This is a genomic window from Isoptericola sp. NPDC057653 (assembly GCF_042799955.1).
In the GTDB taxonomy this organism is placed as follows: domain Bacteria; phylum Actinomycetota; class Actinomycetes; order Actinomycetales; family Cellulomonadaceae; genus Isoptericola.
On sequence record NZ_JBHVHP010000002.1, the window covers coordinates 372,011 to 387,599 of the forward strand.

Consider the following 15,589-nt stretch of genomic DNA (forward strand, 5'->3'; position numbering starts at 1 on the left):
GTACCGACGGCTCACGACGGCTCACGACGGCTCACGACGGCTCACGACGGCTCACGACGGCTCACGACGGCTCACGACGGCTCACGACGGCTCACGACGAACCGTCCGCCGTCCTCCCGCGCCGCGTGACCCTCGGTGCCCGCAGGTTCGCGTGCGACGCCGCCCGTGCCGCGATAGTCGGCGCTTGCTCGCGCTTGCTGGCACAAGCTCGCCCGACGGTCCCCCGGGCAGCGGCGCCATGTTGCCGTGCAGCGCCGTTCGTCCCGGGCCGAACGGAGCCGCGCCGAGGCTCGCCGGGCCGCAGTTCGGCCCAGTGGCCGCCCCTCGCCATCCGATGCCATCCGCGGTAGTCTGATTCGGACATACCTCTCAAACCATTGTGTATGACACAACACAGTGGTTTTGCCGCGAGAGCGATCGGCACCTCTTCCCACATCGGCACTTCTTCCCACGGTGCGGCGGTCGCCCTCACCACCAGGCGCGGCGATGTCGGACCCCGCCCCTACGGTGGTGCCATGGCCGCACCCCGCGACGGGCTCGCCTTCTGCGTCTTCCCGACCGCGATCGGGCACTGCGCCCTGGTGTGGCGCTCCCCCGCCCACGTCGTGGGCTCCACGCTCCCCCACGGTTCCGCCGACGGCACCCGTGACGCCGTCCGGCGCTGGTACCCGGCGGCGCACGAGTCCTCCCCCGAGGGCGTCGTCGTCGACGCGGTCTCCGCGGTCACGGCGCTCCTCGGGTCCGGCGCCGGCGACCTCTCCGGCATCGACCTCGACATGAGCGAGGTCCCGGACTTCGACCGCCGCGTGTACGAGGTCGTCCGCACCATCCCCGCGGGTGCCACGCTCACCTACGGCGATGTCGCCGCCCGCCTGGGCAGCCCCGGGGCCGCCCAGGCCGTGGGCCAGGCCCTGGGGCGCAACCCGTTCCCGCCGATCGTCCCGTGCCACCGCGTCCTCGCCGCCGGCCGGCAGGTGGGCGGCTTCTCCGCGCGGGGCGGGCGTCGCACCAAGCTGCGCATGCTCGACGCCGAGGGCGTCCATCTCGAGCACCCCACGCTCTTCGACGTCTGACCCGCCGTCGACGCCCGCGGGCGTCACCGTCCAGGCGGGCCGGCCCGTCCGGCCCGCCGGCTCCCCCGGACCTCCGGTGACCTGGTGCGTGGCCGCGAGCGCCGGCAACGGACGTCGTGGCCACCCTCCACGGCACGACCGACGACGCCGGGCCCGCCGTGCGGGCGCGCCACATCCCCGGGTGGAGCACGGCTTCGCGTACGAGACCCTGTGGTGGGCGGACTCGTGGCCGACACCGTCCGCGAGCGCCGCGTGGTTCTCGCCGGGACGCCGCCCCCCTGTGGGTGCCCTACGGGGGTACGGCATGAACGCCGGGGCTGCCGGCTCGAGCCTCGGCTCCTCGTGCACGGGATCCCCGATCATCGTCCCGACGGAGACGCCCCCGACTGCACGACGAGTCCCTGCGCCCCTCGGCGACCGGCCAGGGCCCTGGTGCACGCTCGGCGTGACTGGCGGTGGGGCACGCGACGGGCGGACGACTGGGCCGGGTCGCCGTCCGACGCCCGTGTCGGTGCGGCGGCCTAGCCTGTCTCCGTGGTCGCCCCTCCCCGCCTGAACCGCCTCACCGTCGCCGCGGCCGCCGACCGCTATCTCGCGTCCGTGCAGGTGGAGAGCGTGCGCGGGGTCCTCTCCCCCGCGACCGCGCGCAGCTACGAGCGGGACGTGCGGGAGCTCGCCCGGCTCGTCGGCGGCGACCGCGTCCTCGACGACGTCACGGGCGAGGACGTCGACGACGCCCTGGTGCGCTACCAGGCGACCCCCGACCTGCGGTACAGCGACCCCGCCCGCAAGGGCGGCCCGGGGCGCTCCGTCGCGACGGTCAACCGGTTCCGCCAGTCCGTGAGCCGATTCTTCGCGCACGCCACCCGGCAGTGCTGGGTGCAGGCCGACCCGATGCAGTGGGCCGCCCCGCCCGCGCGCTCCCGCGACCGTCTGCGGGTGGAGCGCACCGCCCTGTCCGCGACGGCGGCGGGGGCCCTCCTGCAGGCCTCCGCCGCGACCGCCGCCCGGCCCGCCCCGCCGCAGGGCGCCGCGGGGGCACGCGCCCCGCGGACCGACCAGGCCCTCGCCCTGCGGGACCGTCTCGTCGTCGCGCTCCTGCTTGTCCTCGGCCCGCGGGTCTCCGAGCTCGCCCGCGCCGACGTCGCGGACTTCTCGCGCGAGCCCGAGGAGACGCGCTGGCGCATCGTCGGCAAGGGCGGCTCGATCCGCACGGTGGCGCTCTCGCCGCCCCTGGCCTCCGCGCTCGAGGACTACCTCGCCGAGCTGCGGCCCCGGCTTGCCGCCCGACGTTCCGACGACCCCGACGCGCAGCGTGCGCTCCTGCTCACCTGGCGCGGGCGCCGCATCGACACCCAGGCCGTGCGCGCGCTCCTGGCCCGCGCGGTCGAGCGCATGCCCTCGACGTACCGGCGTCCCGCGACGCCGCACGCCCTGCGGCACACCACCGCGACCCTCCTGGTCGCCGAGGGGTGGGACGTCAAGGTCGTCGCGGAGCTCCTGGGCCACCGCTCCATCGCCACCACGGGGGTGTACCTGGACCGCATCGAGGGCGAGCTCGCCGCGGCGATCCGCTCGCACCCGCTGTCCGCCGACCTCGCCGTGCCCACCGACGTCGGCGCGGAGGCGCCCGAGCCGCTCGAGCCGCTCGAGCCGCCCGACGCGGGTGACATCACCGACCAACCCGACAGTTCGGCGCGCGCCGATCTGGCCCCCTGGCTACCGTGAGGCTCGTGCCGCCTCGTCTGCCCCGCCTCCGCAAGCCCGTCCGCGTCCAGATCGACTGGCCCTCGCTGCGCCGCTACGCGACACGGGGGGCGCTGCTCGCTGCCGCCGTGCCGGTGGCCGCGGCCGCGACGGTGATGGGACTCGAGCGGTTCCGCCGCCACCAGTACCCGCTGGACGCCGCGTTCCCCACCTCCCCGCCGTCGTCGACCGAGGTCGAGGACACGACCGCGACCCTCTACACGTACGGCGCCGACCTCTACGAGGCGATGCTCGAGGCGATCCGCGGCGCGCAGCGCGAGATCTTCCTCGAGACGTACATCTGGAAGGACGACGAGGTCGGCCGCCAGTTCAAGCAGGCGCTCGCGGAGGCCGCGGGACGCGGTGTGTCCGTGTACGTCGTCTACGACGGGTTCGCCAACCTCGTGGTCCCGCGCCGGTTCTACGACATCCCGAGCGTGCACATGCTCCGGTTCCCGGCGATGCGGCCGGGGCTGCTCATGCTGGACGTGCGCCGGTCCGGCCGCGACCACCGCAAGATCCTGGTGGTGGACGACGACACCGCCTTCGTCGGCGGGTACAACATCGGCTCCCTGTACGCGACGCAGTGGCGCGACACGCACCTGCGCCTCACCGGCCCGTCGGCGTGGGAGCTGCGCAACGCGTTCGTCGACTTCTGGAACCGCTGGCGCAGCCCGGAGCTGCCCGTGCTGCAGGACGCGGGCACCTCGCTGTGGCTGCCGCAGCTGCGGGCGGCGCGCAACGCGCCGTCGGAGCTCGTCTTCCCCATCCGCGGGATCTACCTCGACGCGATGGACCGGGCCTGCTCGCACGTCTACATCACGCAGGCGTACTTCATCCCGGACGAGGACATCCAGGCGGGCCTCCTGGCCGCCGCGGCACGGGGCGTGGATGTCCGCGTGCTGGTGCCGGAGCGCTCCAACCACGTGGTGGCCGACTGGCTCGCGCGGGGTCACTACTCCACCCTGCTGCGCGGCGGCGTGCGGATCTTCCTGTACCAGGGCGCGATGATCCACGCGAAGACCGCGACGATCGACGGCCGTTGGACCACCGTGGGCACCGCCAACATCGACCGGCTCAGCCTCACGGGGAACTACGAGATCAACCTCGAGGTCGTCGACGAGGGGCTGGCCACCCAGCTCGAGGACGCGTTCCGGATGGACGAGTCGAACTCGCGCGAGCTCACCCTGGACGAGTGGCAGCGGCGGCACCCGCTGTCGAAGGTGGCCGAGCGCCTGATGTCCCCCCTGCGCCCGCTGCTCTGACCGGCGGGGCGGCGGGTCAGCCGGCCGTGCGCGCGCGGCGGCGGGCGGCGAGCTCGTCGCCCTCGTGGGGCGCCGGCTCCTCGTCCTCCAGGGACTCCGTCGGCATGGAGGACAGCGTGCCCTCGATGTCGCGCCACACGCGCCCGACGGCGATGCCGAAGACGCCCTGACCGCCCTGGACGAGGTCGACGACCTCGTCCGGCGACGTGCACTCGTACACGGACGCGCCGTCGCTCATGAGCGTGATCTGCGCGAGGTCCTCGACGCCGCGCTCCCTCAGGTGGGTCACGGCGCTGCGGATCTGGTGCAGGGAGACGCCGGTGTCGAGGAGCCGCTTGACGACCTTCAGCACGAGGATGTCGCGGAAGCTGTAGAGGCGGTGGGTGCCGGACCCCGTCGCAGGACGGATCGACGGCTCCACGAGGCCGGTGCGCGCCCAGTAGTCGAGCTGGCGGTACGTGATCCCGGCGACGCGGCACGCCGTGGTGCCGCGGTACCCGGTGGCGGCGTCCTGCTCCGTGAGGTCCTCGCCGAAGAGCAGACCCTGGGCGCCGTGCGGGACCGACGCACCCGTGGGGACGCTTGCCTCACCGCTGCTGTTCACTGTGCCTCCTGGTGTTCGACTCCACGCTAGGACGCCCCTGGGGGGTCGTCAACGACGTCGGCGCCTGCGGGACCGCGTGTCGCGCGCCCTCCCCGACGTCGGGGGACCTCACGCCCGACCTTCAACTTTCGACCACGGCTTGAAGGTTCGGGTCCTACGGTAGCCGAGGCTGAGGCTCGACCCGAGGTCGAGGGTCAGCCTCGGCGTGGCGCGCCGGCGCGGGCCCGGTGCGGCGTGGCGGGGTCAGGGCGGCGCGTCGTCGGGCCGCCCTCCCCCGTTGGGCGGCGGTGTCCCGGGGTCCTGGGGGCCCTCGGGGGTGGTGAAGTCCGCGGCGGTGACGTGGTCGAGGAAGTCGCGGAACTTCTCGACCTCGCGTTGCTGCTCGACGTCGACGACCTCGACGCCGGCGACGGCGACGACCTCCGCGGAGCAGAAGACGGGGCTGGCGGTCCGGACGGCCAGCGCGATCGCGTCGGAGGCGCGGGAGTCGAGCCGGGTGCCGTTGGACAGGATGAGCTCGGCGAAGAACACGCCGCCGTCGAGCGCGACGATCTCGACCCGCTCGAGCTCGACGCTGACGGCGCCGAGGAGGTCGCGCAGGAGGTCGTGGGTCATGGGGCGCGGGGTGACGAGCCCGGCCTGAGCCATGGCGATGGCGGACGCCTCGCGGGCGCCGATCACGATGGGGACGGCGAGGTTGGCCGCGGCGTCCAGGAGCAGCACCACGATCTCCTGGTCGTGCTGCTGCTGGCGCACCCCGAGGACCTCGACCGGGACCATCGGTGCGTCGCTCGCCTCGTCGGGTTCCACCGACCCACGGTACGTCCGGCGGTCGCCGCACGTCGTGCGGGAGACCGGGGCGAGCGAAAGGTGCCCGCCGGCGGGCGAGGACGTCCGGTCAGACGAGGTCGCCGGAGCCCTGCCGCACCCACGTGGAGTGCAGGCGGGCGAGGAGCTCGCCCACCTCGGCGGCGAGCTCGGCGCCCTGGGCGCGCGCCGACGGGGTCTGCTGGCTGCGGTACGGGGCGACGAGCTGGTCCACGAGGCCGACGTGCCGGTCCGCGGACGCGCGCAGCGACCGCAGGTGCCGCGGCTCGATGCCGTGCTCCGCGAGCCGGGCCGCGATACGCACCACGTCGGGGGCCCCGGCGTCGAGGCGGCTGCCGGAGCGGGTGTGCAGCACGCCGGCGGAGACGAGCTCCTGGACGAACTCGGGCGTGGTGCCCGTCGCCTCTGCCACGCTCTCGGCGGTCCAGCGGCGGCGCGTCACCTCGGCGGCCGCGGAGGCGTCCGCGAGGCGCGGCGAGGGGCCGGGCGCCGGCTCCCCGGCGTCCATCTCCGCCAGCCGCTCCTTGATGACCTTCAGCGGCAGGTAGGAGTCACGCTGCTCGGTGAGGACGAACCGCAGCCGCTCGACGTCGGCCGGGCTGTACTGCCGGTAGCCCGACGACGTACGCACGGGGTCGATCAGCCCCTGGTCCTCCAGGAACCGGAGCTTGGAGTGGGACACGGACGGGAACTCCGGGCCGAGCTGGCCCAGCACGTCGGAGATCCGCATCGTCGCCTGGCGGGAGATCCCCCGCGGCCAGGGTTCGGGCGCCTGGGGGCCGGCCGGCTCCTCGCCGTGCGCGGCCTGCGCCGCCGTCACGACGCGGGCGCCTGCGGATCCCGCGGCGCCTGCGGGCTGGCGTGGAACGACATCCGGAACTTGCCGATCTGCACCTCGTCACCGGTGGTGAGCGTGGCCGCGTCGATCCGCTCGCGGTTGACGTACGTGCCGTTGAGGGAGCCGATGTCCCGGACGACGAACCGGTCGCCCTCCCGGGCGAACTCCGCGTGCTTGCGCGAGACGGTGACGTCGTCGAGGAAGATGTCGGCCCGCTCGCTACGCCCGGCGACGGCACGGTCCGAGTCGAGCAGGAAGCGCTCCCCGACCGCGCCGGACCCGTACTGCACCACGAGGAGCGCGGAGTGCCGCGGCAGCGCCGCGACGGCGGCGGCCTCCTCCGCGGTCAGCGGGATCCGGAACGACTGCTCCTCCGCGGGCGCGCCCACGCGCCCCAGGTGCGCGGTGGTGTCCGCGGCCGCCTGGTGCGGCGGAAGAGCGCGGGGGTCCGTCATCAGTCCTCCTGTGAGGTCGGGCCGGGTGAGTCGGGCGACGCTGCCGCCGCCCCGGACCGGTGTCCGCCGTTGGCTGGCTGTGCGTCCGACGTGCGCCGTCGTCCGACAAACCTACCCCGAGCGAGGCGCGACCGGGAAGCCCGCTCCCCGTGACCACGGCCCGTCGGCGCACGTCAGCCGCGCTCTCGCTCCGGCTTCGCGTACTCCGGTTCCTTCGGCGGGGACACCGCCGTGATCTTCACCTCGTCCTGCCGGGTGGTCGATGCCTCGGCCCCCGCGGTGCGCACCGTCGCCAGCGCGCCGCCGGGGATCTCGAGGGCGCGGTCCAGCGTCTCGGGGTCTCCGATGACCGTCCACTCGTAAGGGGACGTCAGGGTGGTGCCGTCGACGACGATCGCGTCGCCCTTGTCCTCGAACCACGTGGACGTGACAAGACGCACATCGTTGAGCTCGACGACCTCGGCGCCCGCGTTGCGCAGCTCCTCGAGCACGTTGAACATCTGCGACGCCCGCAGCTGGCCGGACGGGTCCTGGATGGTGACGTCGACGCCCGGGCCCTGCGCGGGGAGTCGGCCGGACAGGATGCCCTCCGACTCCGCGCGCTGCTCCGCGAGCTCGAGGGCGGACTGCGCCTTGCCGGTCCCGGAGCGCAGCTCGTCGCGCGTGGTCTCCAGGCCGGAGACCTCGTCGCCGAGCTGCTGCGCCCGGTCCGTGACCTCGTCGAGCAGGCGCACCAGGTCCTCCTGGCGTGCCGACGACAGCTGGTCGGACGCCGACTGCTGCACCTGCACGACCAGCGCGAACCCCAGCGCGGCGCACAGGACGCCCGCCAGCACCTGGGAGCGCGTCGCGCGGGGGTGCAGCGCCGCACCGAGCCGACGCCACCCGCTGGGCCCCGCGTCCGGCGTGGTCGCGGGCTCCTCCCCCGTCGCGTCGTGACCGCCGACAGCCGCGGCCTCGTCCGCCCCAGGGGCGCTCGCGTCCGGCGCGACCGGGGAGGGCGCCTCCGGCGCTGCGGCCTCGTCGTCCTCCTCCGCCGCCGAGAGGAGAGGTTCCCGGTCCGCCGAGGGGATCGCCGGCTCCACCGGGGCCGTCTCGGGCTCCTCCGGGCCGTCGGTGCGGGCCTCGCCCGCCTCGCGCTCCTCGCCCGCCTCGCGCTCCTCGCCCGCCTCGCGCTCCTCGTCGGCTGCGCCCGCCTCGTCCGTCGCCTCGTCCGCCGTCTCGACAGGTGCCGGCTCATCGGTGACCGCTTCGCCGGGCACCGCGTCGGCGCGGACCTCCTCCGGGGACCCGTCGTCCGGGGCCGAGTCGTCCTCGGACGGCTCGTCACCTGCGGGGGCCGCCTCACCTGCGGGGTCGCCCTCGGGCGCGGTGCGCTCCTCGGCGCTCGCGGACTCGACCTGCTCGTCGGCCCGCTCCACGCGCTCGACAGCCTCGCGGTCCTCGTCGCCCGGGGTGCCCGGGTTGTCGGGGCCCTCGCCCGTGCGGTCGCTCATCGGTCCCTCACGCCTTGAACAGGTGACGGCGGATCGCCGCGGCGTTCGAGAAGATGCGGATGCCGAGCACCACCACGACCGCGGTCGACAGCTGCGCCCCGACACCGAGCTGGTCACCCAGGAACACGATGAACGCGGCCACCACGACGTTCGACAGGAACGACACCAGGAAGACCTTGTCGTCGAACAGGCCGTCGAGCTTCGCGCGCAGGCCGCCGAACAGCGCGTCCAGCGCGGCGACGACGGCGATCGGCAGGTAGGGCTGCAGCCCCACCGGCACGGTCGGCTGCAGCACCAGACCGGCGACCACGCCGATCACGAGCCCGATCGCGGCGATCATGGGCGTTCCTCCTCGGTGTCGGACGACGGCGTGCTGGACCCGGCGCCCGGCCGCGAGGAGTCCCCCGCACCGGACGGCTCGGCATACCTCAGGGTCTGGCTGCCCACCCCGGGGAGCGACAGGTCGCTCTGCGGGGTGACGGACGACCCGATCCCGTAGCGCGACCCCAACAGCTGCAGGTACGCGGGCGCGCCGGACCGAGCGTACGCGGTCTGCATCGCGTCAGGGTCGCCGATCGCACGGATGACGTACGTGGGCCCCGGCAGGGGCACCAGGTCCACCAGGATGGCGTCCCCCGCGTTGCGGATGGCCGACAGGGAGGTGAGGCGCTGGTCGTCCACGGAGATCGCCTCAGCGCCCGCGGCCCACAGGGCGTTCACGACCGTCTGCACGTCCGCGTCCCGCACCCGCGCGCTCGGGTCGGGATCCGTCTCGGACTGCGCCGCGTCGCCGTCCGACAGGCTGACGACCAGCCCCTCGCCCGTGACCGCAGCCGAACCGCTCACCACCGCGTCGAGCTGCAGGGTCTGCAGCAGGGCAGGGTCCTCGCTCGCCAGCGCGGAGTGCTGCAGCGCCTCGATCTCGTCGCTCGCCGCCACCGAGCGGCGCTGCAGGGCGTCCACCTCGGCGCGCCGGTCCACGATCTGCGACTCCAGCACCTCCCGCGCCGCGGCCACGTCCGCCTGCGGCGCTCGCAGCTGCCGCGCCGCCGACACCGTCAGCAGCCCCAGGGCGATCGCGAGGACCGCGAGCAGGGCCACGCCCGTGCCGCGCCGCCGCGTCGGCAGGCCCGCGCGCTCGGCCTCCGCCCGTCGCTCCGCAGCCTCGGCGTAACCCGGGTCCAGAGGCTTCTCCATCACCTCGACCAGCAGGGTCATCGACTCGTCGGGGCGACGCCGCCCCGCCGGGCGCTCCGGGGCCGTCACGCCCGACCCTCCCCGGTACCGCCGGCGGCAGGCCCGGCGCTCGCGGCCACGACCAGCTCGCGCGCCTGCCGCAGGTACTGCACGCCCGCCACCCAGTACAGGCCCACGCCCCACCAGGTGAAGGCCCACCCCACGACGTGGGCGGCCGAGCCGAGCCCGCCGGGCACCGTCGCGAGGAGCAGCAGCGGGAACGCGTACAGCAGCGCGAAGGTCCCCGCCTTGCCCACGAAGCTCACCGGCAGCGGCCCGTACCCGTGCCGCGAGAGCACCGGCAGCAGGCACGCCAGCATCACGTCGCGCGCCAGGATGACCACCAGCAGCCACAGCGGCACCACGTCACGCCAGGCCAGGCCGGCCAGGGTGACGAAGATGAACAGGCGGTCCGCCGCCGGGTCCAGCATCTGCCCCAGCCGGGTGACCTGGTCCAGGCGGCGCGCCAGCACGCCGTCGAGCCAGTCGGTGAAGCCGGAGAACGCCAGGACGGCCAGGGCCCACACGTCCTCGCCCACCACGATGAGCACCGCGAAGACGGGCACCAGTGCCAACCGCAGCAAGCTCACCAGGTTCGGGATCGTGAAGACCCGGCTGCTGATCTCCTGGCCCTCGTGCACCCGCACATCCTACGCACGGCGCCACCCGCAGTGGCCGAACTCACCGGCCCCCTCGGACCCGCCCGCTCCTCCACCCCGTAGACTGGTGACACCTTCGGAGTTCGTCGTGCCTCCCGCGTGTTCGTTGCGCCCCGTCCAAGAGCGGGGCTGGTGTGTGTCCGGGACAGAGCGACCGCGTCGCCAGTTCGGCGACGCAGGACTCCTTCCCCCCACCGACGGAACGGTCAACCACCTTGAGCACCCCTGACTCCACCCTGCCCACCGAGCAGACCCCCGAGCAGACCCCCGACGCCGCCGAGCAGGCGGCCCCCGCCGGGCCCACGTTCTCCGAGCTCGGCCTCCCCGCGCCGCTGCAGGCCGCCGTCGACGACCTCGGGTTCACCACGCCCTCGCCCATCCAGGCGCAGGCCATCCCCGAGCTCCTCGCCGGCCGCGACATCACCGGCGTCGCCCAGACCGGCACCGGCAAGACCGCCGCCTTCGGCATCCCGCTGCTCGCCGCGCTCGACCCGGCCGCCGACGTCCGCAACGGGCACGTGCAGGCCCTCGTCCTCGCCCCCACCCGGGAGCTCGCGCTCCAGGTCGCCGAGGCCGTCGAGTCCTTCGCCACCCACCTGCCCGGCGTGCGCGTCACCTCCGTGTACGGCGGCTCCCCCTACCAGCCGCAGCAGCGGGCCCTGCGCGACGGCGTGCACGTCGTCGTCGGCACCCCCGGCCGCGTCATGGACCACCTCGAGCGGGGCACCCTCGCGCTCGACGGCGTGAAGTTCCTCGTCCTCGACGAGGCCGACGAGATGCTCCGCATGGGCTTCGCCGAGGACGTCGAGACGATCTTCGGCCAGGCCCCCGCGAAGCGACAGGTCGCCCTCTTCTCCGCGACCATGCCGCCCGCGATCCGCTCCGTCGCCGCGCAGCACCTCAACGACCCCGTCGCGATCGCCGTCTCCCGCCAGTCGTCCACCGTGTCGACCGTCGAGCAGACCTACGCCGTCGTGCCCTTCCGGCACAAGATCGGCTCCCTCGTGCGCGTCCTCGCCACCTCCGACGCCGACGCCGCCATCGTCTTCACGCGGACCCGCAAGGACGCCGAGGAGGTCGGCGCCGCCCTGGTCGAGCGCGGCACCTCCGCCGCCACCATCTCCGGCGACGTCGCCCAGAAGGAGCGCGAGAAGATCGTCGAGCGCCTCAAGTCCGGCGCCCTCGACGTCCTCGTCGCCACCGACGTCGCCGCCCGCGGCCTCGACGTCGACCGCATCGGCCTCGTCGTCAACTTCGACATCCCCCGCGAGGCCGAGGCCTACGTGCACCGCATCGGCCGCACCGGCCGCGCCGGCCGCACAGGCCGCGCGCTCTCCTTCGTCACCCCGCACGAGCGGGGCAAGCTCAAGCACATCGAGCGCACCATCCGCGCCCAGCTCGTCGAGGTCGAGATCCCGTCCCCGCGGGACGTCTCGGAGCACCGGGCCCGCCGTCTGCTCGAAGCCGTCGGCACGCGCATCGAGTCCGGCCGCCTCGACATGTACACGCGCATGCTCCAGGAGCGGGCCGCCGCGCAGCAGGACGGCACCGAGACCGAGACCGAGGCCGGCATCGACGTCACCCAGGTCGCGGCCGCGCTCCTGGCGCTCGCGGTCGGGGACGACGGCCCCCAGCAGCGTGCCGCTCAGGAGGAGCACGAGCGGGAGCGCGCCGAGGCGAAGGGCGGCCGCACCCGCGAGACGCACCGCGCCGAGCGCACCGAGCGTGACGGCGACCGGACCGGGCGCCACCCGCGCTCCGACCGGGACGACCGGGGCCGCGGCATCCGCCGCCCGGCCGACGGCACGCGCTACCGGATCTCCGTCGGGCACACCCACGGCGCGCAGCCGCGCGGCATCGTCGGGGCGCTCACGAACGAGGGCGGGCTGTCCGGCAGCGACATCGGGAAGATCGACATCTTCGGCAACTTCTCGCTGGTCGACATCACCCGGCCGCTGGACGACGCGACCATGACCCGCATCGGCCGCGCGCACGTCGCGGGCAAGGCGCTGCGCATCTCGCTCGACAAGGGCGCGCCGGAGCGCCGCGCGCCGCGCACGGAGCGCCCGCGCACCGACCGTCGTCCGGCCCGCACCGTCTGACGACACCGGCACCACGCACGAACGCCCCCGAGCCTTCCGGCTCGGGGGCGTTCGTCGTCCCGGTGCGGTCCACCGGGCGCCGTGCGCTCAGGTGCGGTCGGGGGCCTCGCCGAAGCTCACGACGAGGCCGCGCAGGCGCCGGGCCTCCGCCATCCCCCGCTCCCCGTCCGCGCGCTGGATGCCCATCACGGCCAGGGTGCCGCCGTCGGCCAGGTCCAGGCGCACCCAGGGGTCGTTCGGCCCCATCCGCACCTCGACGATCTCCGGCCACGCCAGCGTCCTCGAGCGGAGCAGGTTACGGACGCGCAGACCCTCGGGCGAGGGCACGGCGTGCACCCCGCCGAGCCGCCACAGGAGCCAGGTGACCGCGAGGGCGAACGCGACGAACGACGCCTTGTTCACGGCCGCGGCGCCGAGCGGCCCGCTCGCGGACAGGCCCACCACGACGCTCCCCACCGCGGCGAAGAACCAGACGAACCACGCGGAGACCTGCCCCCAGAGCGGCCGGAACGTGCGGAACCTGTCCGCCGGGGACCGGGCGCCGGCGGCGTCGCGGGGCAGTCGGGAGTCCCTCATGCCCACCACGCTGCCACCGTCGTGCCTCGCTCGACAGGGCGGGTGCCGGGTCGGCCGGCGGACGGCACCGGCTCAGAGCCGGCTGGCATGGATGGAGGTCACGATGATGCCGCGGGCCCCCACCTCGTACAGGGCGTCCATCACCCGGTTCGTCTCGGCGCGCTTCACCATCGACCGCACCGCCGCCGACTCGCCGTTGTGCAGCGGCGACACGGTCGGCGACTCGAAGCCGGGCGTCACCGCGACGGCGGCGTCGACGAGCTCGATCGGCACGTCGTAGTCCATGAGGACGTACTCGTGCGCCGTGATCACGCCCTGCAGGCGGCGCGTGAGCACCTCCAGCCCGGCCGGCTCCTCCGCCCCGGCGCGCCGGATCAGCAGCGCCTCCGAGCGCAGGATCGGCTCGCCGAAGACCTCCAGGCCCGCGGCACGCAGCGTCGTCCCCGTCTCCACGACGTCGGCGATGACGTCCGCGACCCCCAGGCGCACGGAGCTCTCCACGGCGCCGTCCAGGTGCACGACCGCGGCGGGCACGATCCCCCGCTCCTGCAGGTACGCACGGACCAGGGTGTCGTACGACGACGCCACCCGACGCCCGGCCACCTGCGCGACGTCCGTCACCGTGCCGGCGGGCGCGGCGAAGCGGAAGGTCGACGCCGCGAAGCCCAGCGGGAGGTGCTCGACGGCCTCGGCCCCCGAGTCCAGCAGCAGGTCGCGGCCGGTGATGCCGACGTCGACGGTGCCGGACCCCACGTACACCGCGACGTCGCGCGGGCGCAGGAAGAAGAACTCGGCCCCGTTGTCGGGGTCCGCGAGGACCAGCTCGCGGGTGTCGCGACGCTGGCGGTAGCCCGCCTCGCGCAGCATGTCGGAGGCCGGGACGGACAGGGACCCCTTGTTGGGGACGGCGATACGGAGCACAGCGGATACCTCGTTCTGATCAGGTCGTGGCGTGACGGGCGTCTGGGCGCGCGCGACGGACGACGGGGCCGCACCGTGACGGTGCGGCCCCGGTCCGGGCGCTCACAGATGCGTGTACACGTCCTCGAGCGTCAGCCCCTTGGCCAGCATCAGCACCTGCAGGTGGTACAGCAGCTGGGAGATCTCCTCGGCAGCGGCCTCGTCGGTCTCGTACTCGGCGGCCATCCAGACCTCGGCGGCCTCCTCGACGATCTTCTTGCCGATCGCGTGCACGCCGGCATCCAGCTCGGCCACGGTCCCCGACCCGGCGGGGCGGGTCGTGGCCTTCTCGGTCAGCTCGGCGAACAGGGAGTCGAACGTCTTCACCCGCCCAGCCTAGACGCCGGGACCCCGCCCTCCTGGCGGGGTTTCGTCCCTCGGGACGGTGCGTACGCTTGATTCAGGGCGCTTGGCACACTATTTCTCCGAGAGAACACGATGACGAAGGGTCGACCGTGCCTGCTCGTGCTCAGTGGGCGTGCTGCGAGGCCAGCTGCCGCAGGGCCTCGATCTCCCCCGGCACGTCGTCCGCGCCGTAGACCGCGGACCCCGCCACGAAGACGTTCGCCCCCGCGTCGGCGGCCCGCTCGATGGTGTCGCGGGACACTCCCCCGTCCACCTGGATCCAGACGTCCAGCCCCGACTCCCCCACCGCCTGGCGCGCCCGCCGGATCTTGGGGAGCGTGCCGTCGATGAACGACTGGCCGCCGAAGCCGGGCTCCACCGTCATCACGAGGATCATGTCGATCTCGCCGAGCAGGTCCAGGAAGGGCTCCACGGGCGTCGCGGGGCGCAGCGCGACCCCCGCGCGCGCCCCGAGCCGCCGCAGCTCCCGGGCGAGGCGCACAGGGGCCGTGGCGGCCTCGGCGTGGAAGGTCACCGACGCCGCCCCCGCCTCCGCGTACGCCGGCGCCCACCGGTCCGGGTCCGCGATCATGAGGTGCGCGTCCAGCGGCACCGGGGAGACCTGTGCGAGCCGCTCGAAGATCGGCGGGCCCAGCGTGAGGTTCGGCACGAAGTGGTTGTCCATGACGTCCACGTGGGCGTAGTCGGCGGTGGCGATGGCCCCCAGGTCGCGCTCGAGGTTCGCGAAGTCGGCCGACAGGATGCTCGGGTTGATCAGCGCAGGCATGCGCCCAGCCTAGGCGTGGCACCCACTACGCTCGCTCCGTGCCACCGCTCCCCTCCCCCGCAGGGCCCACCTCCGCGACCGCGTCCCCGTCCGGCCGGCCGGTCGTCCGCGCCGCCGAGACCGGCGACCTCCCGGCCGTCGCGGCGATCCTCGAGCCGTACGTGAGCGGCACGGCGGTCACGTTCGACGAGCAGCCCCCGGACCTCACCGTCTGGCGGCAGCGCCTGGCCGACCTCGCCGCCCGCGGGCTGCCGTTCCTCGTCGCCGAGGTCGACGGCGAGGTCGTCGGGTACGCGTACGTCTCGCCGTGGCGCCCGAAGGCCGCCTACCGGTACACCGTCGAGGACACGATCTACCTGTCCCCCGCGGCCCAGGGCCGCGGCGTCGGCACCCGGCTCCTGTCCGCCCTGCTCGACGCCTGCTCGCTGGCCGGCGTGCGGCAGGTCGTGGCCGTCGTGGCCGACGACCCCGCCGCGGCCGGGTCGCTGCCCCTGCACCGCCGGCTGGGGTTCGAGGTCGCGGGCGTGCTGCGCGACGTCGGCGTCAAGCACGGGCGCAGCGTCAGCACGATGCTGCTGCAGCGGTCGCTGGGCTGAGGCTCCCCGGCGCCGCCCCGGGG

At 74.5% G+C, this 15,589-nt stretch carries 17 protein-coding genes; 5 read left to right on the top strand and 12 right to left on the bottom strand.

All coding sequences use genetic code 11. From position 1 onward, the window contains the following. Nucleotides 1-515: 515 nt before the first annotated feature. The 3 genes from ACFU9A_RS12920 (at nt 516) to ACFU9A_RS12930 (ending at nt 4,084) form a co-directional block, all read left to right on the top strand. Nucleotides 516-1,073: a methylated-DNA--[protein]-cysteine S-methyltransferase gene (locus ACFU9A_RS12920; protein ID WP_430575686.1), complete on the top strand. Its 558-nt coding sequence runs from the start codon at nt 516-518 to the stop codon at nt 1,071-1,073. Nucleotides 1,074-1,607: 534 nt separating this feature from the next. Beyond that, complete coding sequence (locus tag ACFU9A_RS12925; protein ID WP_430575687.1) at nt 1,608-2,801, top strand: tyrosine-type recombinase/integrase; 1,194 nt, start codon at nt 1,608-1,610, stop codon at nt 2,799-2,801. A gap of 5 nt (nt 2,802-2,806) precedes the next feature. Beyond that, nucleotides 2,807-4,084 carry a phosphatidylserine/phosphatidylglycerophosphate/cardiolipin synthase family protein gene (locus ACFU9A_RS12930; protein ID WP_430575688.1) on the top strand — a complete coding sequence of 426 codons (1,278 nt, stop codon included), beginning with the start codon at nt 2,807-2,809 and terminating at the stop codon, nt 4,082-4,084. A 16-nt stretch (nt 4,085-4,100) separates the two neighbouring features. On the opposite strand, the gene ACFU9A_RS12935 is transcribed toward ACFU9A_RS12930, so the two are convergent. From ACFU9A_RS12935 to ACFU9A_RS12970, 8 genes are all read right to left on the bottom strand, one after another. Continuing rightward, nucleotides 4,101-4,688, bottom strand: a complete 588-nt coding sequence (locus ACFU9A_RS12935; protein WP_430575689.1) for a MerR family transcriptional regulator — start codon at nt 4,686-4,688, stop codon at nt 4,101-4,103. Between the two features lie 243 nt (nt 4,689-4,931). Continuing rightward, a complete protein-coding gene (locus tag ACFU9A_RS12940; protein ID WP_430576465.1) occupies nt 4,932-5,468 on the bottom strand; it encodes a bifunctional nuclease family protein in 537 nt (178 codons plus the stop codon). 118 nt (nt 5,469-5,586) lie between these two features. Next, nucleotides 5,587-6,336, bottom strand: coding sequence for a MerR family transcriptional regulator (locus tag ACFU9A_RS12945; RefSeq protein ID WP_430575690.1), 750 nt, complete (start codon nt 6,334-6,336; stop codon nt 5,587-5,589). Then, the gene (locus tag ACFU9A_RS12950) at nt 6,333-6,809 is read right to left on the bottom strand and encodes an FHA domain-containing protein (protein ID WP_430575691.1); all 477 of its coding nucleotides are present in this window, start codon (nt 6,807-6,809) and stop codon (nt 6,333-6,335) included. The genes ACFU9A_RS12945 and ACFU9A_RS12950 overlap by 4 nt, the downstream gene beginning before the upstream one ends. Nucleotides 6,810-6,982: 173 nt before the next feature. Then, nucleotides 6,983-8,305 (bottom strand): DUF881 domain-containing protein, encoded by a 1,323-nt coding sequence (locus ACFU9A_RS12955; protein WP_430575692.1) that lies wholly within the window; start codon nt 8,303-8,305, stop codon nt 6,983-6,985. Between the two features lie 7 nt (nt 8,306-8,312). Next, entirely contained in the window at nt 8,313-8,645 is a 333-nt protein-coding gene (locus tag ACFU9A_RS12960) for a small basic family protein (RefSeq protein WP_430575693.1), read from the bottom strand. Then, complete coding sequence (locus ACFU9A_RS12965) at nt 8,642-9,571, bottom strand: DUF881 domain-containing protein (protein ID WP_430575694.1); 930 nt, start codon at nt 9,569-9,571, stop codon at nt 8,642-8,644. The genes ACFU9A_RS12960 and ACFU9A_RS12965 overlap by 4 nt, the downstream gene beginning before the upstream one ends. Beyond that, the gene (locus ACFU9A_RS12970) at nt 9,568-10,182 is read right to left on the bottom strand and encodes a CDP-alcohol phosphatidyltransferase family protein (RefSeq protein WP_430575695.1); all 615 of its coding nucleotides are present in this window, start codon (nt 10,180-10,182) and stop codon (nt 9,568-9,570) included. Before ACFU9A_RS12970 ends, ACFU9A_RS12965 begins: the two co-directional genes overlap by 4 nt. Before the next feature lie 233 nt (nt 10,183-10,415). On the opposite strand from ACFU9A_RS12970, the gene ACFU9A_RS12975 reads away from it, so the two are divergent. Further along, entirely contained in the window at nt 10,416-12,302 is a 1,887-nt protein-coding gene (locus ACFU9A_RS12975; RefSeq protein ID WP_430575696.1) for a DEAD/DEAH box helicase, read from the top strand. An 87-nt stretch (nt 12,303-12,389) separates the two neighbouring features. On the opposite strand, the gene ACFU9A_RS12980 is transcribed toward ACFU9A_RS12975, so the two are convergent. From ACFU9A_RS12980 to rpe, 4 genes are all read right to left on the bottom strand, one after another. Beyond that, nucleotides 12,390-12,878: a PH domain-containing protein gene (locus ACFU9A_RS12980; protein ID WP_430575697.1), complete on the bottom strand. Its 489-nt coding sequence runs from the start codon at nt 12,876-12,878 to the stop codon at nt 12,390-12,392. A 72-nt stretch (nt 12,879-12,950) separates the two neighbouring features. After that, complete coding sequence (gene hisG / locus ACFU9A_RS12985) at nt 12,951-13,799, bottom strand: ATP phosphoribosyltransferase (RefSeq protein WP_430575698.1); 849 nt, start codon at nt 13,797-13,799, stop codon at nt 12,951-12,953. A gap of 102 nt (nt 13,800-13,901) precedes the next feature. Further along, entirely contained in the window at nt 13,902-14,165 is a 264-nt protein-coding gene (locus tag ACFU9A_RS12990; protein WP_430575699.1) for a phosphoribosyl-ATP diphosphatase, read from the bottom strand. 142 nt (nt 14,166-14,307) lie between these two features. Further along, nucleotides 14,308-14,970, bottom strand: coding sequence for a ribulose-phosphate 3-epimerase (rpe, locus tag ACFU9A_RS12995; RefSeq protein ID WP_430575700.1), 663 nt, complete (start codon nt 14,968-14,970; stop codon nt 14,308-14,310). A 38-nt stretch (nt 14,971-15,008) separates the two neighbouring features. On the opposite strand from rpe, the gene ACFU9A_RS13000 reads away from it, so the two are divergent. Then, entirely contained in the window at nt 15,009-15,566 is a 558-nt protein-coding gene (locus ACFU9A_RS13000; protein ID WP_430575701.1) for a GNAT family N-acetyltransferase, read from the top strand. Nucleotides 15,567-15,589 lie beyond the last annotated feature (23 nt).

Bases quoted from the DNA above. Each gene is read 5' to 3' on its own strand.
- rpe (WP_430575700.1), bottom strand. From the start codon at position 14,970: ATGCCTGCGCTGATCAACCCGAGCATCCTGTCGGCCGACTTCGCGAAC.
- ACFU9A_RS12950 (WP_430575691.1), bottom strand. From the start codon at position 6,809: ATGACGGACCCCCGCGCTCTTCCGCCGCACCAGGCGGCCGCGGACACC.
- ACFU9A_RS12960 (WP_430575693.1), bottom strand. From the start codon at position 8,645: ATGATCGCCGCGATCGGGCTCGTGATCGGCGTGGTCGCCGGTCTGGTG.
- ACFU9A_RS12980 (WP_430575697.1), bottom strand. From the start codon at position 12,878: ATGAGGGACTCCCGACTGCCCCGCGACGCCGCCGGCGCCCGGTCCCCG.
- ACFU9A_RS12920 (WP_430575686.1), top strand. From the start codon at position 516: ATGGCCGCACCCCGCGACGGGCTCGCCTTCTGCGTCTTCCCGACCGCG.
- ACFU9A_RS12940 (WP_430576465.1), bottom strand. From the start codon at position 5,468: ATGGTCCCGGTCGAGGTCCTCGGGGTGCGCCAGCAGCAGCACGACCAG.
- ACFU9A_RS12955 (WP_430575692.1), bottom strand. From the start codon at position 8,305: ATGAGCGACCGCACGGGCGAGGGCCCCGACAACCCGGGCACCCCGGGC.